Here is a 19,680-nt window from a genome sequence, read left to right on the forward strand (position 1 = left end):
CGCGCATATCCGCCATCCCGGCGAACGCCGGGATCTCTGGCCGCAAGCGCGGTCCCAAACCGCACGAGACCCCGGCGTTCGCCGGGGTGACGTCAGGACATGAAAATCCGCATCCTCGGCTCGGGCACTTCGTCGGGGGTCCCCCGGATCGGCAACGACTGGGGCGCCTGCGACCCCACAGACCCGCGCAACCGCCGCACCCGCGCCTCGGTGCTGGTCACCACGCAGACCACCACGATCCTGATCGACACCAGCCCCGACATGCGCGCCCAGCTCCTCGCTGCGAACGTCGCCGATGTCGACGCGGTGATCTGGACTCACGATCACGCCGATCACACCCATGGCATCGACGATCTCCGCCAGCTGATGCACAACCGGGGCGGCGAGCCGGTGCGCGGGCTCGCGCGGCCATTCACGCTCGAACAGCTCCAGCACAAGTTCCACTACGCCTTTTTCGGCCGCGCGCTCTATCGACCGACGATCGCGATCGAGCCGCTGCCCGATAGCCTCATCATCGGTGATATCCGCATCACTGTCGCCGATCAGCCCCATGGCGGCATCACTTCCGCTGGTTTGCGCTTTGATAGTAACGTAAAATCAATAGGTTATGCTACAGACTTCCATGAAATGACGAGCATCATGCGCGCGCTCTACGCCGACCTCGACGTCTGGGTGGTCGATGCATTGCGCCGCGCGCCGCACCCTACGCATCCGAATCTGGCGCAAGTGCTGGGCTGGGTAGGGGAGTTGCAGCCGCGCCGCGCCGCGCTGGTTCATATGGACCAGTCGATGGATTATATGGGTCTGGCCGCCGAGCTGCCCGCAGGGGTCGAACCAGGCTTTGACGGCCTGGAGATGCTTGCGTGAGCGACTGGGACAGCATGGACCTGATCTATCTGGTGGGCGTGCTGGTGCTCGTCCTCAGCGCGCTTTCGATCCGGAAATTGTCGATCGGCTTCGTGTTGCGCTCGCTGGTCAGCTGGGCGCTGATCATCGTGCTGACCGTGCTCGCGGTGGCGCATCGCCACGAGATCGGCGCGATGTTCGCCGCGGCGTCGGCGAAGCTCGGCATCGACGACCAGCAGGTCGCGGGCGAGACCGTGCGCATCCGCATGGCGCCCGACGGGCATTTCTGGGCGCGCGTGAAGCTCAACGGTGTCGAGCGCCGGATGCTGATCGACAGCGGCGCCACGATCACGGCGATCTCGGATCGCACCGCGGCGGAGTCGGAGATCAAAGCCGGCAGCGGCCTGCCGGTGATGATCGAAACCGCCAACGGCACCGTCGCGGCGCGCCGCGGCCGGATCGAGAAACTGTCGATCGGGCCGCTCGAGACCGAGGATCTCGGCGTGGTGGTATCGCCAAGTTTCGGCGACCTCGACGTGCTCGGCATGAACTTCCTGTCGCGACTGCACAGCTGGCGCGTCGAGAACAACGTGCTGGTGCTGCAGCCCAGAGCCGATGCCGGCGGCCAGGACAGCGACGCGACGACTGCACCGGCAAAATCTCCCGAACCCCGGCGCCCGCGGAGCGAGCAAGACACCTGACCCGATCCACGTCTTGATTTAACATAATGTATATTATCGTTCTAGCGGATTAGCTTGGAGAGCCCCCCTCGCATGACCTCAGCGAATATCGAACGCCTCATCACGATCATGGCGCGGTTGCGCGATCCGAAGACCGGCTGTGAATGGGATACCGTCCAGACCTTCGAGACGATCGCGCCCTATACGATCGAGGAAGCCTATGAAGTCGCCGATGCGTGTCAGCGCGGCGACATGGCCGAGCTCAAGGACGAACTCGGCGACTTGCTCCTCCAGGTGGTGTTCCACAGCCGCATGGCCGAGGAAGCCGGCCATTTCGCGCTCCCCGACGTGATCGCGTCGATCAGCGACAAGATGGAGCGCCGCCACCCGCACATCTTCCTCGGGCAAGCCGAGGGTGGCCATCATCTCTGGGAGCAGATCAAGGCCGCCGAGCGCGGCGCCAAGGGGCATGAGAGCGCCCTCGACGGCGTCGCGCTCGGCCTCCCCGCCTTGCTCCGCGCCGAGAAACTGCAAAAGCGCGCCGCCCGCACCGGCTTCGACTGGCCTGATCCGAGCGGTGCCCGCGCCAAGATCGACGAGGAGCTCGCCGAAGTCGAAGCCGCCGCGACCTTCGAGGCGCGCGAGGAAGAGATTGGCGATTTACTGTTCGCGGTGGTAAATTGGGCGCGCAAGCAGGGCGTCGATCCCGAAGCCGCGCTGCGCGTCGCCAATGCGAAGTTCGAACGCCGCTTCAAGGCGATGGAGGCCGAAGCGGGCGAAACGTTCGCCGGGCTCGATCTCGATGCGAAGGAAGCGCTCTGGCAAACCGCGAAGGCCAACGGCGTCCGATGAAGAACATTCTCTTCGTCTGCAGCCAGAACCGGCTTCGCAGCCCCACCGCGGAGCAGATTTTCGCTGACCATCCGGCGATCGAAGTCAGTTCGGCGGGAACCAATCATGACGCCGAGAACCCGTTGACCGGCGAGTTGGTCGCGTGGGCCGATCTGATCTTCGTGATGGAGCGCGCGCATCGCAACAAGCTGCAGAGGCATTTTCGATCCGCGCTCAACGGCAAGCGAGTCGTGGTCCTCGACATCCCCGATGACTATGCGTTCATGGACCCGCAATTGATCGCATTGCTCAGGGCGCGGATGGCGCGCCATTTGCCCCCCGCCACAGCGGCGATTGCAATGTAGGATTTGGTCTGCTCGACTGACCGGCGTCGACCACAAGCCGCGCGCTCCTTGAATCCGTGAACCCGCCCCCTTTCCGTCATCCCGGCGAACGCCGGGATCTCAGGCGGCAAACGCAACCTCCTTCGCACGAGATCCCGGCGTTCGCCGCATGACGGTGTGCGGGTGTTTCGGGTGGCAAACGCGGAACGCGGGCCCGCAACCGTGTCAACTTCGGCGGTACTTTGTTCCGCGTTTCCTTGAGGGCACGCGCAACAACCGCGCCCCGCGCCGAATCCGCGTTTTGCGTTCCGCGAATTCCGCGTTCAGCCCTGTCGCGTCAGAAACCGCTCATAGTCGCCGGGCGCCATCCGCACTTCGTACAGCGCCTGATCGTCCTCGATCCGCTGCTCGATCACTTCGCCGTGCTGATGAAGCCACGCCGCCCCCGCCCCGTCGCCGGATTGCAGGCTGATCGTAAAGCGCCGATGTCCCACGGTCAGCCGGCTGGCGACTGCGGCGATCAGCGTGTCGACGCCCTCCCCGGTCCATGCCGAGATCGGCATGACGTCCTCGCGCTTGCCGGCATCCTCGAGCAATTGTTCGCGGCGTTCCGCATCGAGCAGGTCGAGCTTGTTCCACGCCTCGAAGCGCGGCGTCGTCTCGGCCACTCCGATCTCGGCGAGCACCTTCTCGACGTCGGCACGCTGCGCCTCGCTGTCGGGATGCGCGACGTCGCGGACATGGATCAGCAGATCGGCCGATACGACTTCCTCGAGCGTCGCTTTGAACGCAGCGACCAGCTGGGTCGGCAATTCGGAGACGAAACCCACTGTGTCGGAGAGGATCGCCTTGTCGATGCCCGGCAGCGAAATCTGCCGCAAGGTCGGGTCCAGCGTGGCGAAGAGCAGATTCTCCGCCATGACGTCAGCGCCGGTTAATCTATTGAAAAGGGTAGATTTTCCAGCATTGGTATAGCCGACCAGCGCGATCACCGGCCACGGTGCGCGCTGGCGCCGGTCGCGGTGGAGCGTACGCGTGCGGCTGACCTGGTCGAGTTCGCGCTTGAGCCGCGCCATGCGATCGCGGATCAGCCGGCGGTCGGCCTCGATCTGGGTCTCACCCGGGCCGCCGAGAAAGCCGAAGCCGCCGCGCTGGCGCTCGAGATGGGTCCAGCTGCGCACCAGCCGGCCGGCCTGGTAATCGAGATGGGCGAGCTCGACCTGCAGTCGGCCCTCGGCGGTGCGCGCGCGCTCGCCGAAGATTTCGAGGATCAGCCCGGTGCGATCGATCACCTTGCAGCCGAGCCCGGTCTCGAGATTGCGCTGCTGTACCGGTGTTAAGGCTGCGTCAAAGACAGCGAGCTGAAGCTCCTGATCTCTAACGGTTTCTGCGATCGCCTCGACCTGGCCCGAGCCGATCAAGGTCCCCGGCTTGGGTTGGCGCAGCTTGACCGCGAGCTTCTCGCGCACTTCGACGCCGATCGCCGCGGCAAGCCCCGCGGTCTCCTCGAGGCGTGCGTCGGCATCGCGCGAGCTGGCGCCCATTTCGGGATAGACGACGATCGCGCGTGCGCCGCGGGCAAACTCGTCGGCGTCGCGATCAAAACCTGTGGACATGGGTGCTCAATCGCCGTCGGGCGCAGTTGTTTCCTCGGCGAGGTTGAGCGGATGCGCCGGCTGGACGGTGGAGACGGCATGCTTGTAGACGAGCTGCGCCATGCCTTCGCGCTGGAGCAGCATGCAGAACAGGTCGAACGCCGCGATCTGGCCTTGCAGCATCACTCCGTTGACGAGGAACATCGTCACGTTTTCCTGCTGCTTGCGCACGGCGTTGAGGAAAATTTCCTGCAAAACCGGGTTCTTGTGCTGGAATTCTCCCGCTGCTTCGAGGAGCGTGGCGAGATCCACCGGGCCTGCCGGCATGATCGTCGAGATGGCGTGCTTGTAGATCAGCTGCGACTGGCCGTCGCGGCGGAGCAGCACCGAGAAATTGTCGAACCAGGTGACGATGCCCTGGAGTTTGACGCCCTTCACGAGAAACATCGTGACCGGCACTTTCGAGCGCCGGAGCGAGTTGAGGAACAGGTCCTGAAGCGAGGTCTGCTTCTCGGCCATGTTGTTTTCCTTCTATTCTTGGCGGGATCATGTCCCGCTTCGCGCCGGTTCCCGGCGTCGGAATGCCGCACCACCTCGGTGCGGAGACTGTAGTCTATTGGTTCCGGGCGCGCGCGTCCAACCTATTCCTCGCGCGTCTCGGTGATCCCGAGCAGCTTGAGCTTGCGGTGCAGCGCCGAGCGCTCCATCCCGATGAAGCTCGCGGTGCGCGAGATATTGCCCGAAAAGCGGCGGATCTGGACGCGAAGATATTCGCGTTCGAAGGTTTCGCGTGCCTCCTTGAGCGGCGCGCCCATGATCGCGTTGGCACCGGTGCCCGCGCTCTCGCCTTGCCGGCCGAGCACTTCGGGGGGCAGCAGGTCGAGATCGATTCGCCCGATCCGGTCGCCCGGCGCGAGGATCACGGTACGCTCGACGACGTTGCGCAACTGGCGGACATTGCCCGGCCATTCATAGCTTTGCAGTGCAACCATCGCGTCCGGGGCGACTTCGGGAGTCGGGACGCGGCGGTCGCTGGCGTAATGCGCGACGAAATGCTCGACGAGCACCGGAATGTCCTCGCGCCGTTCGGTGAGCGGCGGGATCGCGACGGGCACGACGTTGAGCCGGTAATAGAGATCCTCGCGAAAGCGTCCCGCGGCGATCTCCGCCATCAGGTCGCGCGCGGTCGCCGAAACGACGCGCACGTCGACCTTGACGATCCGGGTGCCGCCCACCCGGCTGAAGCTCTGATCGGTGAGCACGCGCAGGATCCGCGCCTGCGTCGCGACCGGCATGTCGGCGATCTCGTCGAGGAACAAGGTGCCGCCATGCGCCTGTTCGAGCAGGCCGGGGCGGACAAGGTCGCCCGCTTCCTCCACTCCGAACAATTCCTCCTCGACGCGTTCCGGCATCATCCGCGCGGCGCTGACGATCACGAAGGGGGCAGCGGTCCGCTGGCTCCAGCCGTGGAGCAATCGCGCCGCGACTTCCTTGCCGACGCCGGCGCCGCCGGTGATCAGCACGCGGCTGCCGGTCGACGCGACTCGCTTGAGCGTGGCGCGCACGGTGTTGATCGCGGCGGAGGAGCCGGTGAGATCGTTGTCGCGGCCTACCGACGCGCGCAGCGACACCACTTCGCGGCGCAGCCGCTCGGTCTCGGTCGCGCGCTCGACGAGCAGCAGCAGCCGCTCGGCCTCGAATGGCTTCTCGATGAAGTCCGAAGCGCCGCGGCGGATCGCGGCGACCGCGGTGTCGATATTGCCGTGCCCCGAGATCACCAGCACCGGGATCGAGGGATCGCGCCGCTTGATCTCGTCGAGCAATTCGAGCCCGTCGAGCCGCGAGCCCTGCAGCCACACGTCGAGCAGCACCAGGCTCGGCCGGCGCTCGGCGATCGCTTCGAGAGTGGCGTCGCTGTCGGCGGCGGCGCGCGTGGCATAGCCCTCGTCCTCCAGCACACCCGCGACGAGTTCGCGGATGTCGCGTTCGTCGTCGACGACGAGGATATCGAGGCTCATCAGGATTTTCCGCTTCTGGTAAGTGCCGGGGCCCTCGGTTCGGCCGGTTCGGCATCATTGTTCTGCTGGGCGAGTCTTTCGAGCGCTTCGGTGTCGAAGCAGATCGTGACGACGGTCCCGCCCCCGTCATGGTCGGTGAAGCCGATCGTACCGCAATGCTCCTCGACGATCTTCTTGACGATCGCGAGGCCGAGGCCGGTGCCGCGGCTGCGCGTCGTCATATAGGGCTCGACGATGCGGTCGCGCTCGACCGGGAGTCCGACGCCGTTGTCGCTGACGATCAGCAGCACGCGCTGGTCGTCTTCCGCGCGGATCGAGAGCAGGATTTCGCCCTGCGGCAGCGCCTGTCCCTCACCGCGCGCCTCGATCGCCTCGACGGCGTTCTTGATCACGTTGGTGAGTGCCTGCCCCATCTGGCGACGGTCGCAGACAAGGCTCGGCGGCTCGTCCGGGGTGTCGAGTTCGAAGCGGATCGCCGGGTGCGCGACTTCGTGGAGGAACATCGACTGGCGCGCGATGTCGAGCAGCGACTCGCGACGGAACAGCGGCTTGGGCATCCGCGCGAAGGACGAGAATTCGTCGACCATCCGCCGCAGATCGCCGACCTGGCGGACGATCGTGCCGGTCAGCTGGCTGAACACCCCTTCCCCGCCCTCGATCTGCTTGCCGTAGCGGCGCTGGAGTCGTTCGGCGGCGAGCTGGATCGGCGTGAGCGGGTTCTTGATCTCGTGCGCGATGCGCCGCGCCACGTCGGACCAGGCCGCGCGGCGCTGGTCGAGCAATTGCTGGGTGATGTCGTCGAAAGTGAGCACCTGCCCCGCTTCGTCCGAAGTGATCTTGACCGCCAGCGTGCGCGCCTCGGCCCCCACGGTGACTTGCGCCACGGCCTCGCGTTCGGGAGCGTCGAGCAGGGCATCGAGCTCGGGCGCGATCCAGACGAGCGGCTTGCCGAGCGACTCCTCCTCGCTTCGCCGCAGCAGCGCCAGTGCCGAGGCATTCATCAGCCGAACCACGCGATCGGCGCCGATCGAGATGACCCCGGCGGAGACCCCCGACATCACTGCCTCGATCAATGCGCGGCGGCTCTCGATCTGCGCGTTGGCGGTGACCAGGGCGTTGGTCTGGCCCTGCAGCTGGTTGGTCATCTGATTGAACGCGCCGGCGAGCACGCCGATCTCGTCCTTCGATTTGCGCTCGGGTACCCGCGCGGTCAGGTCGCCGCCAGCCACTTGCCTTGCTGCCCCCACCAGTTCGTTCACCGGCCGCACCAGCCGGTCCGCCACCTGCAGCGCCACCCACACCGCGATGCCGACAATCAGCAGCGCCAGCACGAGCAGCGCGATGTTGAACTGGAGCTGCAGCGACCGCGAGCGCGTCACCAGCGCGCGATAGTCCGTCAAAACTTGGGCGGCTCGCTCGGTCTGCGGCGATATGCCGCCCAGGCCAGAGGCGCGGCCTGCATAGAGATAGAGATTGCGCGACCCCGGGATGCGCGTGAGCGAGCGGATGCGATCACCTTGCGCATCGGCAACGCTCTGTTTGCCTTGGTCGAGTTGCTTGAGTGCGCTGCGATTGATCTCCTTTTCGAGATCGCGCTCATAGGGGTTCACCAGTGCGATCGCCTGGATCTGCCCGTCGGCCGCGACCGTGAAGATGATCGCCTCGGATAAGCTGCGCACATAGACCTGTCCGCCGAAGATCTGCTGAAAATTGATGCTGTCGGGAGGATATTCGTTGAGCGCATTCGAAACGTCATTCGCCATGGCGACGGTCTCGCGATCAACGAAGCCAAGCAGCTGGCGATAGGATTCCTGCGCCAGCGCCTGGGCGTTCTCGATCATGCTCCGCGGCCGGTCCGAGACCCAGAACGCGACGCCATATTGAAACAGCAGCGACGCGATCACCGCCACCAGCAGCGTCGGGACGCTCGCCAGCACCGAGAAAATCGCGACGAGGCGGACATGCAACTGCCCTTCCCCGCCGGCGGTCGACGAAGCGGCGCGGTGGCGGGCGGCACGGCGTCCGATCAGCACCAACAGCGCGACGCCCGGAACAAGATTGGCGACGAGCAGAAGCGCCACTAGAGGCGGCGAAAGCAGCCGCTCTGGCGAGCGCTCGCCGCTGACCACGAAATAGCTGATGATGGCGATCGCTACTGCGGCAAACAGCACCCCGGCCTCGACTGCAGGTGTGACGCTCAGCCGCCGTTTGCGCGGTGCAGCTTCGGCAATCTGCTCGGTCACGGCATCCATCGTGGCCAGGATACAACGATATTGTGGCCGAAAGAACACATAATTTGGGGCTAACCGTCGCTAATCGGTACCGCCCGGTCGATCCGCCATGTCGATCCCCAGCGTGTCGAGTCGCTTGCGCAGCGTGTTGCGGTTGATCCCCAGCGCACGGGCGGCGCGCAGCTGGTTGTTCTGGTGGCGTGCCAGCATCGCCTCGATCAGCGGGCGCTCGACTTCGCCGATGATCCGCTCGTACAGGCTGCCGTCGTCGAGCGCGTGCGGTTCCTCGATCGCCATCCGGTCGAGCCGGGCGCGGACCGCGGCGTCGATCCCGGCGTCGCGCGCCGCCGGCTGGAAGCTCCCCGCTTCGCCGATCGCGCGGCGGATCGCGTCGGCGTCGATCCATTCGTCGCGGCTGAGCGCGGCGATGCGCCGCATCAGATTTTCGAGCTCGCGGACATTGCCGGGCCAGTCATAGCCTTCGAGCACCGCCATCGCCCCCTGATCGAGCTGTTTGCGGGGCAGGCCTGCTTCGGCGGCACGATCGAGGAAATGTCGGGCGAGCAGAGGCACGTCCTGGCGACGTTCGCGTAGCGCCGGCAGGCTCACCGGCACGACGTTGAGCCGGTAGAACAAATCCTCGCGGAACTGGCCGGCCTGGACGAGCTGGGTCAAATCCTTGTTGGTCGCCGCGACGATGCGGACATCGGCGCGGATCGTCCGCGCGCCACCCACCGTGGTGAATTCGCCCGACTGGAGCACACGGAGCAGCCTTGTCTGCGCGTCCATCGGCATGTCGCCGATCTCGTCGAGGAACAGGGTGCCCCCCGCTGCCTGTTCGAACTTGCCGGCCACCCTTGTGGCAGCTCCCGTGAAGGCGCCGCGCTCGTGCCCGAACAATTCGGCCTCGATCAGGTCGCGCGGGATCGCCGCCATGTTGAGCGCGACGAAGGGCGCACGGCGGCGCGGACCGAGCTCGTGAATCGCTTGGGCGACCAATTCCTTGCCGGTGCCCGATTCGCCCGAGATCAGCACGGTCAGATCGTTCGAGACCACCCGCGCGATCACCCGATACACTTCCTGCATCGCCGGCGAGCGGCCGATCAGCGCAGTGCCGCCGCCGATCTCGGCCTCTTCGAGCGCAGCCGGCTGGCGCTGCCGCCGGGCGATCGCGCCGCGCACGGCCTGCGCCAGCACATCGAGGTCGAAGGGCTTGGGCAGATAGTCGAACGCGCCGACTTCGGTCGCGCGAACTGCGGTGGCGAGGGTGTTCTGCGCCGAGAAGATGATGATCGGCAGCTCGGGGTGCTCGGTGGCGAGCCCGGCGGCGACATCGAGCCCGTTGCCGTCGGGCAGCACGACATCGGTCACCAGCACATCGGGTACGCCGGCGGCCAGCGCCCGGCGCAACTCTGCGATGCTGGCGGCGGTAGTGACCCGGTGCCCCTCGCGCTTGAGCGCCGCCGCAGCAACCGTGCGGATCGCGGCGTCGTCGTCGACGATCAGGACCGTGCCGTTCATGCCGCCCTCGGCAACAGGATGCGGAACACGGTGACTTCGGGTTCGCGCTCGCGGCCATATTGGACGATTCCGCCCATGTCGCGGACCAGTTTCTCGACCAATGGCAACCCCAATCCCTTCCCTTCCGGATTGCCCGATACGAACGGCTCGAACAAATGCTCGGCGATGTCGGCCGGCGCGCCCGGGCCATTGTCGATGACGAGGATCTCGATCGGCAACGGCTGACGCGGGCGTCCGGCGCCGGTGCTCACCGACATGCCGTGGCGATAGGCGGTCGCCAGCGTGATCCGCGGCCGATCGCGCCCGCCCAACACTTCGGCCGCGTTCTTGAGCAGATTGAGCAGCACCTGGAGGAAGGCGTCGGGATCGATCAGCACCGGCGGCAGCGAGGGATCGAAATGCTCCTCGATCGAAATGCCGCGCGCGAACCCTGCGAGCGCGACGCGCCGGGCGTGATCGAGCAAAGGGTAGATGTTGGTCGGCGCTAGCTTGAGCGGACGGGTGTCGGTGAAGTCCTGCATCCGGTCAATCAGCGCAACGATGCGGTCGACTTCGGTGGTGATCAGCTGGGTGAGCTCGGCATCCTCACCGGCGCTCTGCAGCAGCTGCGCGGCGCCGCGAATGCCCGAAAGCGGGTTCTTGATCTCGTGCGCCAGCATCGCCGCCGCGCCCACTGCCGCGCGCGCGCCCGCAGTGCGATCGGCACCTTGCGCCACCGGGCGAGACTGGGGCGCATGGTGGAGCGTGACGATCCGCCAGCCGGGCTGGTCGGCGATCGGCGCCTCGACGAAATCGACCCGAATGCGCGGACCGCGGACCGCTTCGATCTCGATGTCGAACGCCGCGAAGCCATGCCCGTCGCGCCGGTCGGCATAATCCTCGGGCGGGCGCAGCACCGCGTCATAAGGCTGCCCGACCATCGTGGTCTCGCTATGGTTGAGCAGCAATTCGCACGCCGAATTGGCGTGAGCGATGCGGCCGTCGGGATCGATCACCAGCACCGCGACGGGAAGCGCGGCGAACAGGTCGCCGAAGCCAGGTCCCTTTACCGGTTCCGGCCTGGCGCGCCTCAGGCCGCCGCGCGCGAAGACCATGGCGCGTAGAATTCGGCGAGCATGTCGAGCACACGCACGGGATCTGCGATCTTGTTGACGTTGTTGCGGAACTCGGCCGAGCCGTGGATGCCCCTGGTGTACCAGCCGATATGCTTGCGCATCATGTTGACGCCGACCTCGTTGCCATAATGGCCGAGGGTGTCGACATAATGCTCTACGATCACGCGATATTGTTCGTCCAGCGAAGGCTCGGCGCGCGCGGGCTTGCCGGTCAGCGCGTCCATCACCTGACGCAGGATCCACGGTTTGCCATAGGCCCCGCGGCCGATCATCACTCCGTCCGCGCCCGACTGCGTCAGCGCAGCCTCGGCATCCTCGACGGTGCAGATGTCGCCATTGGCGATCACGGGGATCGACACCGCATCCTTGACCGTGCGGATGAAGCCCCAGTCGGCCGAGCCCTTGTACATCTGGTTGCGGGTGCGGCCATGGACGGTGATCATCTTCGCGCCAAGATCCTCGGCGATATGCGCGAGTTCGGGCGCGTTGAGGCTGGCATGATCCCAGCCCATCCGCATCTTGACCGTGACAGGAACGCTGACTGCCTTGACGCACGCCTCGATCAGCGACCCGGCGAGCTTGAGGTCGCGCATCAGCGCCGAGCCCGCGTCGCCGCTGGTCACCTTGCGCACCGGGCAGCCCATGTTGATGTCGACGATCGCGGCGCCGCGATCCTCGCTCAGCTTCGCCGCCTCGGCCATTTCGTGCGGCGTGCAACCGACGAGCTGCATCGACACCGGATCCTCGATCGGATCCCATGCGAATTTCTGGAGCGACTGGCGGGTCTCGCGGATCGCGGCCTGGCTGGCGACCATCTCGGTGACGTTGAGCCCCGAACCATAGCGCCGCACGATCCGGCGGAACGGCAAATCGGTGACACCGGTCATCGGCGCGAGCAGCACCGGGGCTTCGACCCGGACGGGGCCGATCTGGATGGGGGCGAGTTCGCGCATGATCTGCCTGAAAAATAGGCAGCGACGCCTAGCCGCACAAGCCTGGATTGGCAAGCCGGGGCTTCCCGCTATCGGGCGATGCTCGGACCCCGGAGGTACCGGTGGGTCCATTCCCCTCGAACCCGTTTGCCCTCGCCGTTGCGTGCCGGGTCAAAGCGGGCACGACGGCGCAAGATCGAGCAGAGCGCGCGATCCCAATCGCGCGAGCCGCTCGAATCGATGACACGGCAGCCAATAGCCCTTCCACTCGACGCGACCGTCAGCTCGACATCCGCCCCTCCGCGCTGCTCGATTAGTCTGGCCGGGTAATCCGCAGTCCGGAGCCATGTCTGGGGGGCACCACGCGGTGCCGCGGCACGTGGATACAATGGTTCGCTGTAGGACCAGTCAGCGCCGCAATCAGAACAGTCTTCAGGCAAAGCCTTTCGCACCCAGCTCGTGGGCAGCGTCCATACGAGGCTGTAATTCCAGCGATCGGGCGCCGGCCTGCCATTCTTTCCGATCGCAGGAATGAAGCGCGCGCGACGGGTCATGAGCGTGCAACTGCGCTCGTCGAGAAGTTTCGAGCCGCTGGATGCCAGCAGGCTGCAGTCCGAGACACGTCCATCGGCGCCAATCCGCAGCAGCACGCCGACATGCCCTTGTTGCTCGGCGCGCCATGCCGCGCGGGGATAGTCGTCCTCCCCCATCCACAGCGACGGATCACCCTGCGGTTTCGCGCGAGCCGCGAGATCGGGCACAAGCGGCACGTCCGGCGCGCCCTTGCCCCTCTGCGCGTAGGCGGGGAACGACGCGGCGAGCACAGCGAGAGTCATGAGGAACAAACGGAACATGGCATTCCCCCCGGCACCGCCCCCCGCGGCGCAGGCAGGCTACCACTCGCCACCGGCATCGGCTAGGCGCCGGCTATGAAGACCGCCGCTCTGATCGTCGCCGCCGGGCAGGGCCTGCGCACGGGCGGCAGCGTTCCCAAGCAGTTCGCCTGGCTCGCCGGCAAGCCGATGCTCGCGCACAGTTACGCCGCTTTGGCGTCGCACCCGGCGGTGGACGCGGTGCTGGTGGTGATCGGCCCGGGCCAGGAGGACGCGCTACGCCTCGCGCTGGGCGACGTGCCGTTCGCTATCGGTGGAGCAAGCCGCCGCGAAAGCGTCCGCAATGGTCTGGAGAAACTTGCCGGCGCCGAGCGCGTGCTGATCCACGATGCCGCCCGCCCCTTTCTGTCGCACGCGGTGATCGACGCGCTGCTCGCCGCACTGGAGACGCATCAAGGCGCCCTGCCCGCTTTGCCGGTCGCCGACACGCTGGCGCGCGGCGGCGAGGCGCTGGGCGAAACCGTGCCCCGCGATGGCCTGATCCGCGTTCAGACCCCGCAGGCGTTTCGAACCGCGGCGCTCCGTGACGCGCACGACGCCTGGCCCGGGGACCGCGAAGCCACCGACGACGCGCAGATGGTCCGCGCGCTGGGCCATGCGATCGCCCTCGTTCCCGGAGACAGTGCGCTGGAAAAGATCACCCACCCCGCCGACTTCGCCGCCGCCGAGGCGCGCCACGCCGCTGCGATGCGCGTCCGCACCGCGCAGGGCTATGACGTCCATCGCTTCGCGGAGGGCGAGGAATTGTGGCTCGGCGGCGTGCCGGTCCCGCACAGCAAGGGCCTGTCGGGGCATAGCGACGCCGATGTCGTCCTCCATGCGATCACCGACGCGCTGCTCGGAACGATCGCCGCAGGCGATATCGGCTTGCATTTCCCGCCGAGCGACCCGCAATGGCGTGGGCAGCGCTCGGCGCGTTTCCTCGAACACGCCGCCGGGCTGATCGCCGGGCAAGGCGGGATCATCGACTTCATCGACGTGACGATCATTTGCGAGGCGCCCAGGATCGGCCCACATCGCGAGGCGATCCGCGCGAGCATCGCGGCGATCCTGTGCATCTCCGAGTCGCAGGTCAGCGTGAAGGCCACCACCACCGAGCGGCTCGGCTTCACCGGGCGTGGCGAGGGCATGGCCGCTCAGGCGATTGCGACCGTCCGAGTGCCTGCGGACAACGCCTGACTCGCCATCGAAACATCTCGGTGGCACAGGGCCTCCCATGGATACGATTCTCCCCGACCAGCTGGTCGAAGCCGCGCGCAAAGTGCTCGAGGCGAACCGCGCCGCCGGCCGCCGCATCGCAGTGGCGGAAAGCTGTACCGGCGGCCTCGTCAGCGCCGCGCTGACCGAGATCCCGGGCTCGTCGGACGTGTTCGACGTCGGCTTCGTCACTTACTCGAACGAAGCCAAGACCGAAGTGCTCAAGGTCAGCAGCGACGTGCTCGAAACCTTCGGCTCGGTGTCGATCGCCGTCGCGTGGAGCATGGCGCAGGGCGCATTGAAGCGCAGCACCGCCGATGTCGCGGTGGCAATCACCGGGATCGCCGGCCCCGATGGTGGCAGCGAGAAGAAGCCGGTGGGCACCGTGGTGTTCGCGCAGGCCGAGCGCGGTGCCGACCCCCAGCACATCGTCGCCGATGCGCGGCACTTCGAGAATAATGGCCGCGCCGGCGTGCGGCTTCAGGCGGCGCTTTGCGCGCTCGAGCTGCTGATGCCCGACGCGCCGGCTGCGGCCGAGCCCGCCGAGTCGCCATAGAGCCGCGCCGCGCGCTCCTCGAACGCGTTGATCATTTTGCGCAGCGCGCGATCGAACACCTGCCCCGCCAGCATCTCGAACACACGGTTCTTGAACGCGAAGTCGACGCAGAAATCGACGAGACAACCGCCCTTGCCGTCGGGCCGGAATTTCCAGTCATTGTTGAGGTGCTTGAGCGGCCCTTCGAGATAGTCGACCCGGATATGCCCCGGGCGCTGCTTCTCGACGCACGACGTGAAGCTCTCGCGCAGTCCCTTGAACCCGACGATCAGGTCCGCGACCATCTGGATGTCGCTGTTCGAGCGCACCCGCACCGCCGAAACCCAAGGCAGGAACTCGCCATAGCGGCCGACATCAGCGACCAGGTCGAACATCTGCTCCGGCGTATAGGGCAGCGCGCGCGTCTCCGAATGCTTAGGCATCAGACGGCCGCGGTCACCTTCGCCAGCTTGGCCGCCCGCGCATCGCGCATCTTCGCGAAATCGTCGCCGGCGTGGTAGCTTGAGCGCGTCAGCGGCGACGAGGCGACGAGCAGGAAGCCCTTGGCACGAGCGATCGCGCCGTACGAGCCGAACGCCTGCGGGGTGACGAACTCGATCACCTTGGTGTGGCGCGGGGTCGGCTGGAGATACTGGCCCATTGTCAGGAAATCCACGTCGGCCGAACGCATGTCGTCCATCACCTGGTGGACCTCCAATCGCTCTTCGCCGAGCCCGAGCATGATCCCCGATTTGGTGAAGATCGACGGATCGAGCTTCTTGACCGTCTCGAGCAGTCGCAGCGACGCGTAATAACGCGCGCCCGGGCGGATCGTCGGATAGAGCCGCGGCACCGTCTCGAGATTGTGATTGTAGACGTCGGGCCGCGCCGCGACGATCATCTCGACGGCCTGCTCGTGCTTGTTGCGGAAATCGGGGGTCAGAATCTCGATCGTCGTCGTCGGATTCGAGCGGCGGATCGCCTCGATCACCTTGACGAACTGCTTCGCGCCGCCATCGGGCAGATCGTCGCGGTCGACCGAAGTGACGACGATGTGCGAGAGCCCCATCTGCGCCGCGGCATCGGCGACGTTCTCGGGCTCCATCGGGTCCACCGCACGCGGCATACCGGTCTTGACGTTGCAGAACGCGCAGGCCCGCGTGCAGGTGTCGCCGAGGATCATCACCGTCGCGTGCTTCTTCGACCAGCATTCGCCGATGTTCGGGCAGGCGGCTTCCTCGCACACCGTGGTCAGGCTCTTCGAGCGCATTAGCGCGCGTGTCGCCGCGAAGCCTTCCGAAGTTGGCGCCTTGACGCGGATCCAGTCGGGCTTGCGGACGCGCCCTTCAGAAGGATTGGCCGGGCGCGGCAGCGGGGACATCTCGTTCATGCAGGCCAGATAGCGATGCACGCGTGCAGGCACAACAACCGTGCTTGCATCGCTGGTTGCAGTTTTCGGCTCGCACCGGCTTCGCAACGGCGCGGCTTTCGCTATGGAGGCGCCATGACCGACTTCAGCGACCTGCTCACCGGCTATCGCCGCTTCCGCCAGATCGAATATCGTCGCCAGCGCGATCGCTGGGATGAGCTGTCCGAGGGGCAAGCACCCAAGGTGATGGTGATCGCCTGCTCCGACAGCCGGGTCGATCCGGCGCAGGTCTTCGACACCTCGCCCGGCGAGATCTTCGTCGTTCGCAACATCGCCAATCTCGTGCCCCCGTTCGAGCTGGGCGGCGGCCGCCACGGTGTCTCTGCCGCGCTGGAATTCGCAGTGACTCAGCTGGAAGTGCCCGAGATCGTCGTGATGGGCCACGGCGCGTGCGGCGGCGTCCACGCCGCGCTCACTCGCCGCTTCGAAGGCAAGGCGCCCGGTGCAGGCGGGTTCATCGCCCATTGGGTCGACATGCTCGACGAAGCGCGCGATCGCGTCATCGCCGAACATGGCGATGGCGAGGAGGCGATCCGCGCGCTCGAACTCGAGACGGTGCGCGTCTCGATCGCGAACCTGCGCACCTTTCCTTGCATTCCCGAGCGCGAGGCAGCTGGCACGCTCAAGATCCACGGCGCCTATTTCGCGATCCGCGACGGGGTGCTGCACGTGATGGACGATGCAGGCGCGTTCGCGCCGGCCTGAACCTAAAGGCCCAGCGCCTTCTTCGCCGCTTTCACTACTTCGGGATCGAGCACGGGCGGCTCCATCGGCACCTTCGCCTCGAGCGCGTCGGCGATCGCAGTCAACGCAGCAATCCGCGCCGCCTTTTTGTCGTTGCCGTCCACCACGATCCAGCGCGCGTGCTTCGTATCGGTCCGCTCGAACATCTCGGCCATCGCCTGCAGATAGTCGGCCCGCCTGGCCCGATTGCGATAATCCTCCAACCCGGTCTTCCAGCGTTTCCACGGATGTTCGAGCCGGTCGCGCAGTCTCTGGTCCTGCGTTTGCTGCGTCACATGGACGAACACCTTGATCAGCGTCGTACCGCTGGCGACCTGCTGCGCCTCGAAATCGTTGATCTCGTCATAGCCGCGCCGCCATTCAGGTTCCTTCGCGAAGCCCTCGACCCGCTCGACGAGGACGCGGCCGTACCAGCTGCGGTCGAAGATCGCGATATTGTGCTGCGCGGGCAGCCGTCGCCAGAAGCGCCAGAGGAAATGATGCGCCAGTTCCTCGGGCGTCGGCGCCGAGATCGGCCAGACCTCGTAATAGCGTGGGTCCCATTCGGCGGTGAGCCGCTGGATGATCCCGCCCTTCCCCGCCGCATCCCAGCCTTCGAACACGATGATCGCGCGCCGCTTGTGCACGATGTGCGCGTAGTGAATGTGACTGAGGCGCTTCTGGAGCTTCTTCAACGCCTTCTTGTAATGGCCTTCGAAGGGGCCGCCGGATTCATAGTCGCTGAGATCAATGGTCATTGGCCAAGCGTAGCCGTTTCCCTCTCCCATTGGGAGAGGGAGGACAGCCGCGCAGCGGCGGAAGGGTGAGGGCAGCACCTGTAGGTTCTGTCCTCACCCTTCCTACTCGGCTTCGCCTCGCGGGGCCCTTCCCGCTCCCGGCGGGAGCGGGAGATACGCTCAGCCCGCCGCGGGATCGACGATGCCGTCGGTGCCCTTCTTTGCGAGATCGGCGGCAACCTGCGGCGCGAGTCGGATGTTCAGCTCCTTGAGCTGCTTCTCGCTGACGAAGCTCGGGGCCTGCATCATCAGGTCCTCCGCCTTCTGCGTCATCGGGAAGACGATCACCTCGCGAATGTTGGGCTCGTCGGCCAGCAGCATCACGATGCGGTCGACACCCGGCGCCGAACCGCCGTGCGGAGGAGCGCCGAACTTGAAGGCGTTGATCATGCCGGCGAAATTGGTGTCGACATCGGCCTGGGTGTAGCCGGCGATCTCGAACGCCTTGTACATGATCTCTGGACGGTGGTTCCGAATCGCGCCCGAGCTCAGCTCGACGCCGTTGCAGACGATGTCATACTGGTACGCGAGGATATCGAGCGGGTCCCTGGTCTCCAGCGCCTCGAGCTCGCCCTGCGGCATGCTGAAGGGATTGTGGCTGAAGTCGATCTTCCCCGTGTCCTCGTCGGCCTCGAACATCGGGAAATCGACGATCCAGCAGAATTCGAACCGGCTCTGGTCGATCAGCTCGAGCTGCTCAGCGGCGCGGGTGCGTGCGAGCCCCGCGAGCTTTGCGGCCTGCGCTTCCTTGCCGGCCGCGAAGAAGATCCCGTCATTGGGGCCGAGACCCATCGCTTCCGCAATGGCCTTCATGCCCTCCTGGCCATGGTTGTTGGCGATCGGGCCGCCGAACACGCCGTCCTTCTGCGTCGCATAGCCGAGCCCAGGGAAGCCCTCCGACTGCGCCCAGCTGTTCATGTCGTCGAAGAACTTCCGGCTCTTCTCGTGGGTATTGGTCGCCGGGATGGCGCGGACCACATCGCCGCCCTCGACGATCGAGGCGAAGCGGCCGAAGCCCGATCCCTTGAAGAAGTCGGAGACGTCGGTGATCAGCAGCGGATTGCGCAGATCGGGCTTGTCGTTGCCGTATTTCAGCATCGATTCGCGGTACGGGATGCGCTTGAACGGCAGCGGCGAGACACTGCGGCCCTTGCCTTCCCAGTTGGCGAACTCTTCGAACACGCCGTGGAGCACCGGCTCGATCGCCGCGAACACATCGTCCTGGGTGACGAAGCTCATTTCGAAATCGAGCTGATAGAATTCACCGGGGCTACGATCGGCACGCGCATCCTCGTCGCGGAAGCAAGGCGCGATCTGGAAATAGCGATCGAAGCCGGCGACCATCAGCAGCTGCTTGAACATCTGCGGCGCCTGCGGGAGCGCGTAGAACTTGCCCGGATGGACGCGGCTGGGAACCAGATAGTCGCGTGCGCCCTCGGGGCTGCTCGCGGTGAGAATCGGCGTCTGGAACTCGGTGAATCCCTGGTCGATCATCCGGCGACGCAGCGAGGCCATGACGTTCGAGCGCAGCAGGATGTTCTTGTGCAGCCGCTCGCGGCGCAGATCGAGGAAGCGATAGCGCAGGCGGATATCCTCGGGATATTCGGCCTCGCCGAACACCGGGAGCGGCAGCTCCTGCGCCGGCGACTGGACGGTCACCTCGGCGGCGCGGACCTCGATCTCGCCGGTCGGCAGGTTCGGGTTCACCACGCTGGCGTCGCGCGCCACGACCTTGCCGGTGACGGTGATCACCGATTCGGCGCGCAGCGACTCGATTACCGCGAAGGCCGGGCCGCTGACGTCGGTGACGATCTGGGTGATGCCATAATGGTCGCGCAAGTCGATGAAGACGAGGTCGCCATGATCGCGCTTGCGATGGACCCAGCCCGAAAGGCGGACTTCCTCGCCGACATTAATGGCGCGGAGCTGGGCGCAAGTGTGCGTGCGATAGGCGTGCATAATTCTCTTCTCTAGGATCGTCATCCCGGCGAAA

At 66.1% G+C, this 19,680-nt stretch carries 19 protein-coding genes; 7 read left to right on the forward strand and 12 right to left on the reverse strand.

The genetic code is table 11. The annotated features are described in order from the left end of the window. Positions 1–99 precede the first annotated feature (99 nt). The 4 genes from CVN68_RS04875 to CVN68_RS04890 all read left to right on the forward strand — a co-directional run bounded on the left by CVN68_RS04875 (position 100) and on the right by CVN68_RS04890 (position 2,722). Positions 100–867, forward strand: coding sequence for an MBL fold metallo-hydrolase (locus tag CVN68_RS04875; protein ID WP_100281206.1), 768 nt, complete (start codon positions 100–102; stop codon positions 865–867). Beyond that, positions 864–1,547, forward strand: a complete 684-nt coding sequence (locus tag CVN68_RS04880; protein ID WP_233503583.1) for a retropepsin-like aspartic protease family protein — start codon at positions 864–866, stop codon at positions 1,545–1,547. The genes CVN68_RS04875 and CVN68_RS04880 overlap by 4 nt, the downstream gene beginning before the upstream one ends. 72 nt (positions 1,548–1,619) lie before the next feature. After that, entirely contained in the window at positions 1,620–2,378 is a 759-nt protein-coding gene (gene mazG / locus CVN68_RS04885; protein WP_100281208.1) for a nucleoside triphosphate pyrophosphohydrolase, read from the forward strand. Continuing rightward, the gene (locus CVN68_RS04890; RefSeq protein ID WP_100281209.1) at positions 2,375–2,722 is read left to right on the forward strand and encodes a low molecular weight protein tyrosine phosphatase family protein; all 348 of its coding nucleotides are present in this window, start codon (positions 2,375–2,377) and stop codon (positions 2,720–2,722) included. The genes mazG and CVN68_RS04890 overlap by 4 nt, the downstream gene beginning before the upstream one ends. A gap of 302 nt (positions 2,723–3,024) precedes the next feature. Here the strand turns inward: CVN68_RS04890 and hflX are convergent, their stop codons facing one another. From hflX to CVN68_RS04930, 8 genes are all read right to left on the reverse strand, one after another. Next, positions 3,025–4,317 (reverse strand): GTPase HflX, encoded by a 1,293-nt coding sequence (gene hflX / locus CVN68_RS04895; protein ID WP_100281210.1) that lies wholly within the window; start codon positions 4,315–4,317, stop codon positions 3,025–3,027. A 6-nt stretch (positions 4,318–4,323) separates the two neighbouring features. Continuing rightward, positions 4,324–4,815: an RNA chaperone Hfq gene (hfq, locus tag CVN68_RS04900; protein WP_100281211.1), complete on the reverse strand. Its 492-nt coding sequence runs from the start codon at positions 4,813–4,815 to the stop codon at positions 4,324–4,326. 122 nt (positions 4,816–4,937) lie between these two features. Beyond that, positions 4,938–6,314 carry a nitrogen assimilation response regulator NtrX gene (gene ntrX / locus CVN68_RS04905; protein WP_100281212.1) on the reverse strand — a complete coding sequence of 459 codons (1,377 nt, stop codon included), beginning with the start codon at positions 6,312–6,314 and terminating at the stop codon, positions 4,938–4,940. Next, on the reverse strand, positions 6,314–8,566 hold the full coding sequence (locus CVN68_RS04910; protein WP_100281213.1) for a sensor histidine kinase: 2,253 nt from the start codon (positions 8,564–8,566) through the stop codon (positions 6,314–6,316). The genes ntrX and CVN68_RS04910 overlap by 1 nt, the downstream gene beginning before the upstream one ends. 60 nt (positions 8,567–8,626) lie before the next feature. After that, positions 8,627–10,066, reverse strand: a complete 1,440-nt coding sequence (gene ntrC / locus CVN68_RS04915; RefSeq protein ID WP_100281214.1) for a nitrogen regulation protein NR(I) — start codon at positions 10,064–10,066, stop codon at positions 8,627–8,629. Next, entirely contained in the window at positions 10,063–11,160 is a 1,098-nt protein-coding gene (locus CVN68_RS04920) for a two-component system sensor histidine kinase NtrB (protein WP_100281215.1), read from the reverse strand. Before CVN68_RS04920 ends, ntrC begins: the two co-directional genes overlap by 4 nt. Then, positions 11,136–12,134, reverse strand: coding sequence for a tRNA dihydrouridine synthase DusB (gene dusB, locus CVN68_RS04925; RefSeq protein ID WP_100281216.1), 999 nt, complete (start codon positions 12,132–12,134; stop codon positions 11,136–11,138). The genes CVN68_RS04920 and dusB overlap by 25 nt, the downstream gene beginning before the upstream one ends. A gap of 68 nt (positions 12,135–12,202) precedes the next feature. Further along, complete coding sequence (locus tag CVN68_RS04930) at positions 12,203–12,967, reverse strand: TonB family protein (protein WP_100281217.1); 765 nt, start codon at positions 12,965–12,967, stop codon at positions 12,203–12,205. A 75-nt stretch (positions 12,968–13,042) separates the two neighbouring features. Here CVN68_RS04930 and CVN68_RS04935 point away from each other — a divergent pair, with 75 nt between their 5' ends. Both CVN68_RS04935 and CVN68_RS04940 read left to right on the forward strand, forming a co-directional pair. Beyond that, positions 13,043–14,185 carry a bifunctional 2-C-methyl-D-erythritol 4-phosphate cytidylyltransferase/2-C-methyl-D-erythritol 2,4-cyclodiphosphate synthase gene (locus CVN68_RS04935; protein ID WP_100281218.1) on the forward strand — a complete coding sequence of 381 codons (1,143 nt, stop codon included), beginning with the start codon at positions 13,043–13,045 and terminating at the stop codon, positions 14,183–14,185. Positions 14,186–14,222: 37 nt separating this feature from the next. Next, on the forward strand, positions 14,223–14,759 hold the full coding sequence (locus CVN68_RS04940) for a CinA family protein (protein ID WP_100281219.1): 537 nt from the start codon (positions 14,223–14,225) through the stop codon (positions 14,757–14,759). Here CVN68_RS04940 and CVN68_RS04945 read toward each other — a convergent pair. Both CVN68_RS04945 and lipA read right to left on the reverse strand, forming a co-directional pair. Beyond that, positions 14,684–15,181, reverse strand: a complete 498-nt coding sequence (locus CVN68_RS04945) for a type II toxin-antitoxin system RatA family toxin (protein WP_100281220.1) — start codon at positions 15,179–15,181, stop codon at positions 14,684–14,686. The two genes, CVN68_RS04940 and CVN68_RS04945, sit on opposite strands and share 76 nt — an antisense overlap. Further along, positions 15,181–16,128, reverse strand: coding sequence for a lipoyl synthase (gene lipA, locus CVN68_RS04950; protein WP_100281221.1), 948 nt, complete (start codon positions 16,126–16,128; stop codon positions 15,181–15,183). The genes CVN68_RS04945 and lipA overlap by 1 nt, the downstream gene beginning before the upstream one ends. A gap of 114 nt (positions 16,129–16,242) precedes the next feature. Between lipA and CVN68_RS04955 the strand changes: the two genes are divergently transcribed. Continuing rightward, positions 16,243–16,872, forward strand: a complete 630-nt coding sequence (locus CVN68_RS04955; protein ID WP_100281222.1) for a carbonic anhydrase — start codon at positions 16,243–16,245, stop codon at positions 16,870–16,872. A gap of 2 nt (positions 16,873–16,874) precedes the next feature. Here the strand turns inward: CVN68_RS04955 and CVN68_RS04960 are convergent, their stop codons facing one another. Beyond that, a complete protein-coding gene (locus CVN68_RS04960) occupies positions 16,875–17,648 on the reverse strand; it encodes a polyphosphate kinase 2 family protein (protein WP_100281223.1) in 774 nt (257 codons plus the stop codon). Positions 17,649–17,807: 159 nt separating this feature from the next. Further along, positions 17,808–19,646: an aspartate--tRNA ligase gene (gene aspS / locus CVN68_RS04965; protein ID WP_233503692.1), complete on the reverse strand. Its 1,839-nt coding sequence runs from the start codon at positions 19,644–19,646 to the stop codon at positions 17,808–17,810. Between the last annotated feature and the right edge of the window lie 34 nt (positions 19,647–19,680).

The sequence above is a fragment of the Sphingomonas psychrotolerans genome, assembly GCF_002796605.1.
In the GTDB taxonomy this organism is placed as follows: domain Bacteria; phylum Pseudomonadota; class Alphaproteobacteria; order Sphingomonadales; family Sphingomonadaceae; genus Sphingomonas; species Sphingomonas psychrotolerans.

Excerpts from the sequence above, each read along its gene's own strand:
- CVN68_RS04875 (WP_100281206.1), top strand. The coding sequence starts at position 100 with ATGAAAATCCGCATCCTCGGCTCGGGCACTTCGTCGGGGGTCCCCCGG.
- mazG (WP_100281208.1), top strand. The coding sequence starts at position 1,620 with ATGACCTCAGCGAATATCGAACGCCTCATCACGATCATGGCGCGGTTG.
- CVN68_RS04890 (WP_100281209.1), top strand. The coding sequence starts at position 2,375 with ATGAAGAACATTCTCTTCGTCTGCAGCCAGAACCGGCTTCGCAGCCCC.
- hflX (WP_100281210.1), bottom strand. The coding sequence starts at position 4,317 with ATGTCCACAGGTTTTGATCGCGACGCCGACGAGTTTGCCCGCGGCGCA.
- hfq (WP_100281211.1), bottom strand. The coding sequence starts at position 4,815 with ATGGCCGAGAAGCAGACCTCGCTTCAGGACCTGTTCCTCAACTCGCTC.
- ntrX (WP_100281212.1), bottom strand. The coding sequence starts at position 6,314 with ATGAGCCTCGATATCCTCGTCGTCGACGACGAACGCGACATCCGCGAA.
- CVN68_RS04910 (WP_100281213.1), bottom strand. The coding sequence starts at position 8,566 with ATGGATGCCGTGACCGAGCAGATTGCCGAAGCTGCACCGCGCAAACGG.
- ntrC (WP_100281214.1), bottom strand. The coding sequence starts at position 10,066 with ATGAACGGCACGGTCCTGATCGTCGACGACGACGCCGCGATCCGCACG.
- CVN68_RS04920 (WP_100281215.1), bottom strand. The coding sequence starts at position 11,160 with ATGGTCTTCGCGCGCGGCGGCCTGAGGCGCGCCAGGCCGGAACCGGTA.
- dusB (WP_100281216.1), bottom strand. The coding sequence starts at position 12,134 with ATGCGCGAACTCGCCCCCATCCAGATCGGCCCCGTCCGGGTCGAAGCC.
- CVN68_RS04930 (WP_100281217.1), bottom strand. The coding sequence starts at position 12,967 with ATGTTCCGTTTGTTCCTCATGACTCTCGCTGTGCTCGCCGCGTCGTTC.
- CVN68_RS04935 (WP_100281218.1), top strand. The coding sequence starts at position 13,043 with ATGAAGACCGCCGCTCTGATCGTCGCCGCCGGGCAGGGCCTGCGCACG.
- CVN68_RS04940 (WP_100281219.1), top strand. The coding sequence starts at position 14,223 with ATGGATACGATTCTCCCCGACCAGCTGGTCGAAGCCGCGCGCAAAGTG.
- CVN68_RS04945 (WP_100281220.1), bottom strand. The coding sequence starts at position 15,181 with ATGCCTAAGCATTCGGAGACGCGCGCGCTGCCCTATACGCCGGAGCAG.
- lipA (WP_100281221.1), bottom strand. The coding sequence starts at position 16,128 with ATGAACGAGATGTCCCCGCTGCCGCGCCCGGCCAATCCTTCTGAAGGG.
- CVN68_RS04955 (WP_100281222.1), top strand. The coding sequence starts at position 16,243 with ATGACCGACTTCAGCGACCTGCTCACCGGCTATCGCCGCTTCCGCCAG.
- CVN68_RS04960 (WP_100281223.1), bottom strand. The coding sequence starts at position 17,648 with ATGACCATTGATCTCAGCGACTATGAATCCGGCGGCCCCTTCGAAGGC.
- aspS (WP_233503692.1), bottom strand. The coding sequence starts at position 19,646 with ATGCACGCCTATCGCACGCACACTTGCGCCCAGCTCCGCGCCATTAAT.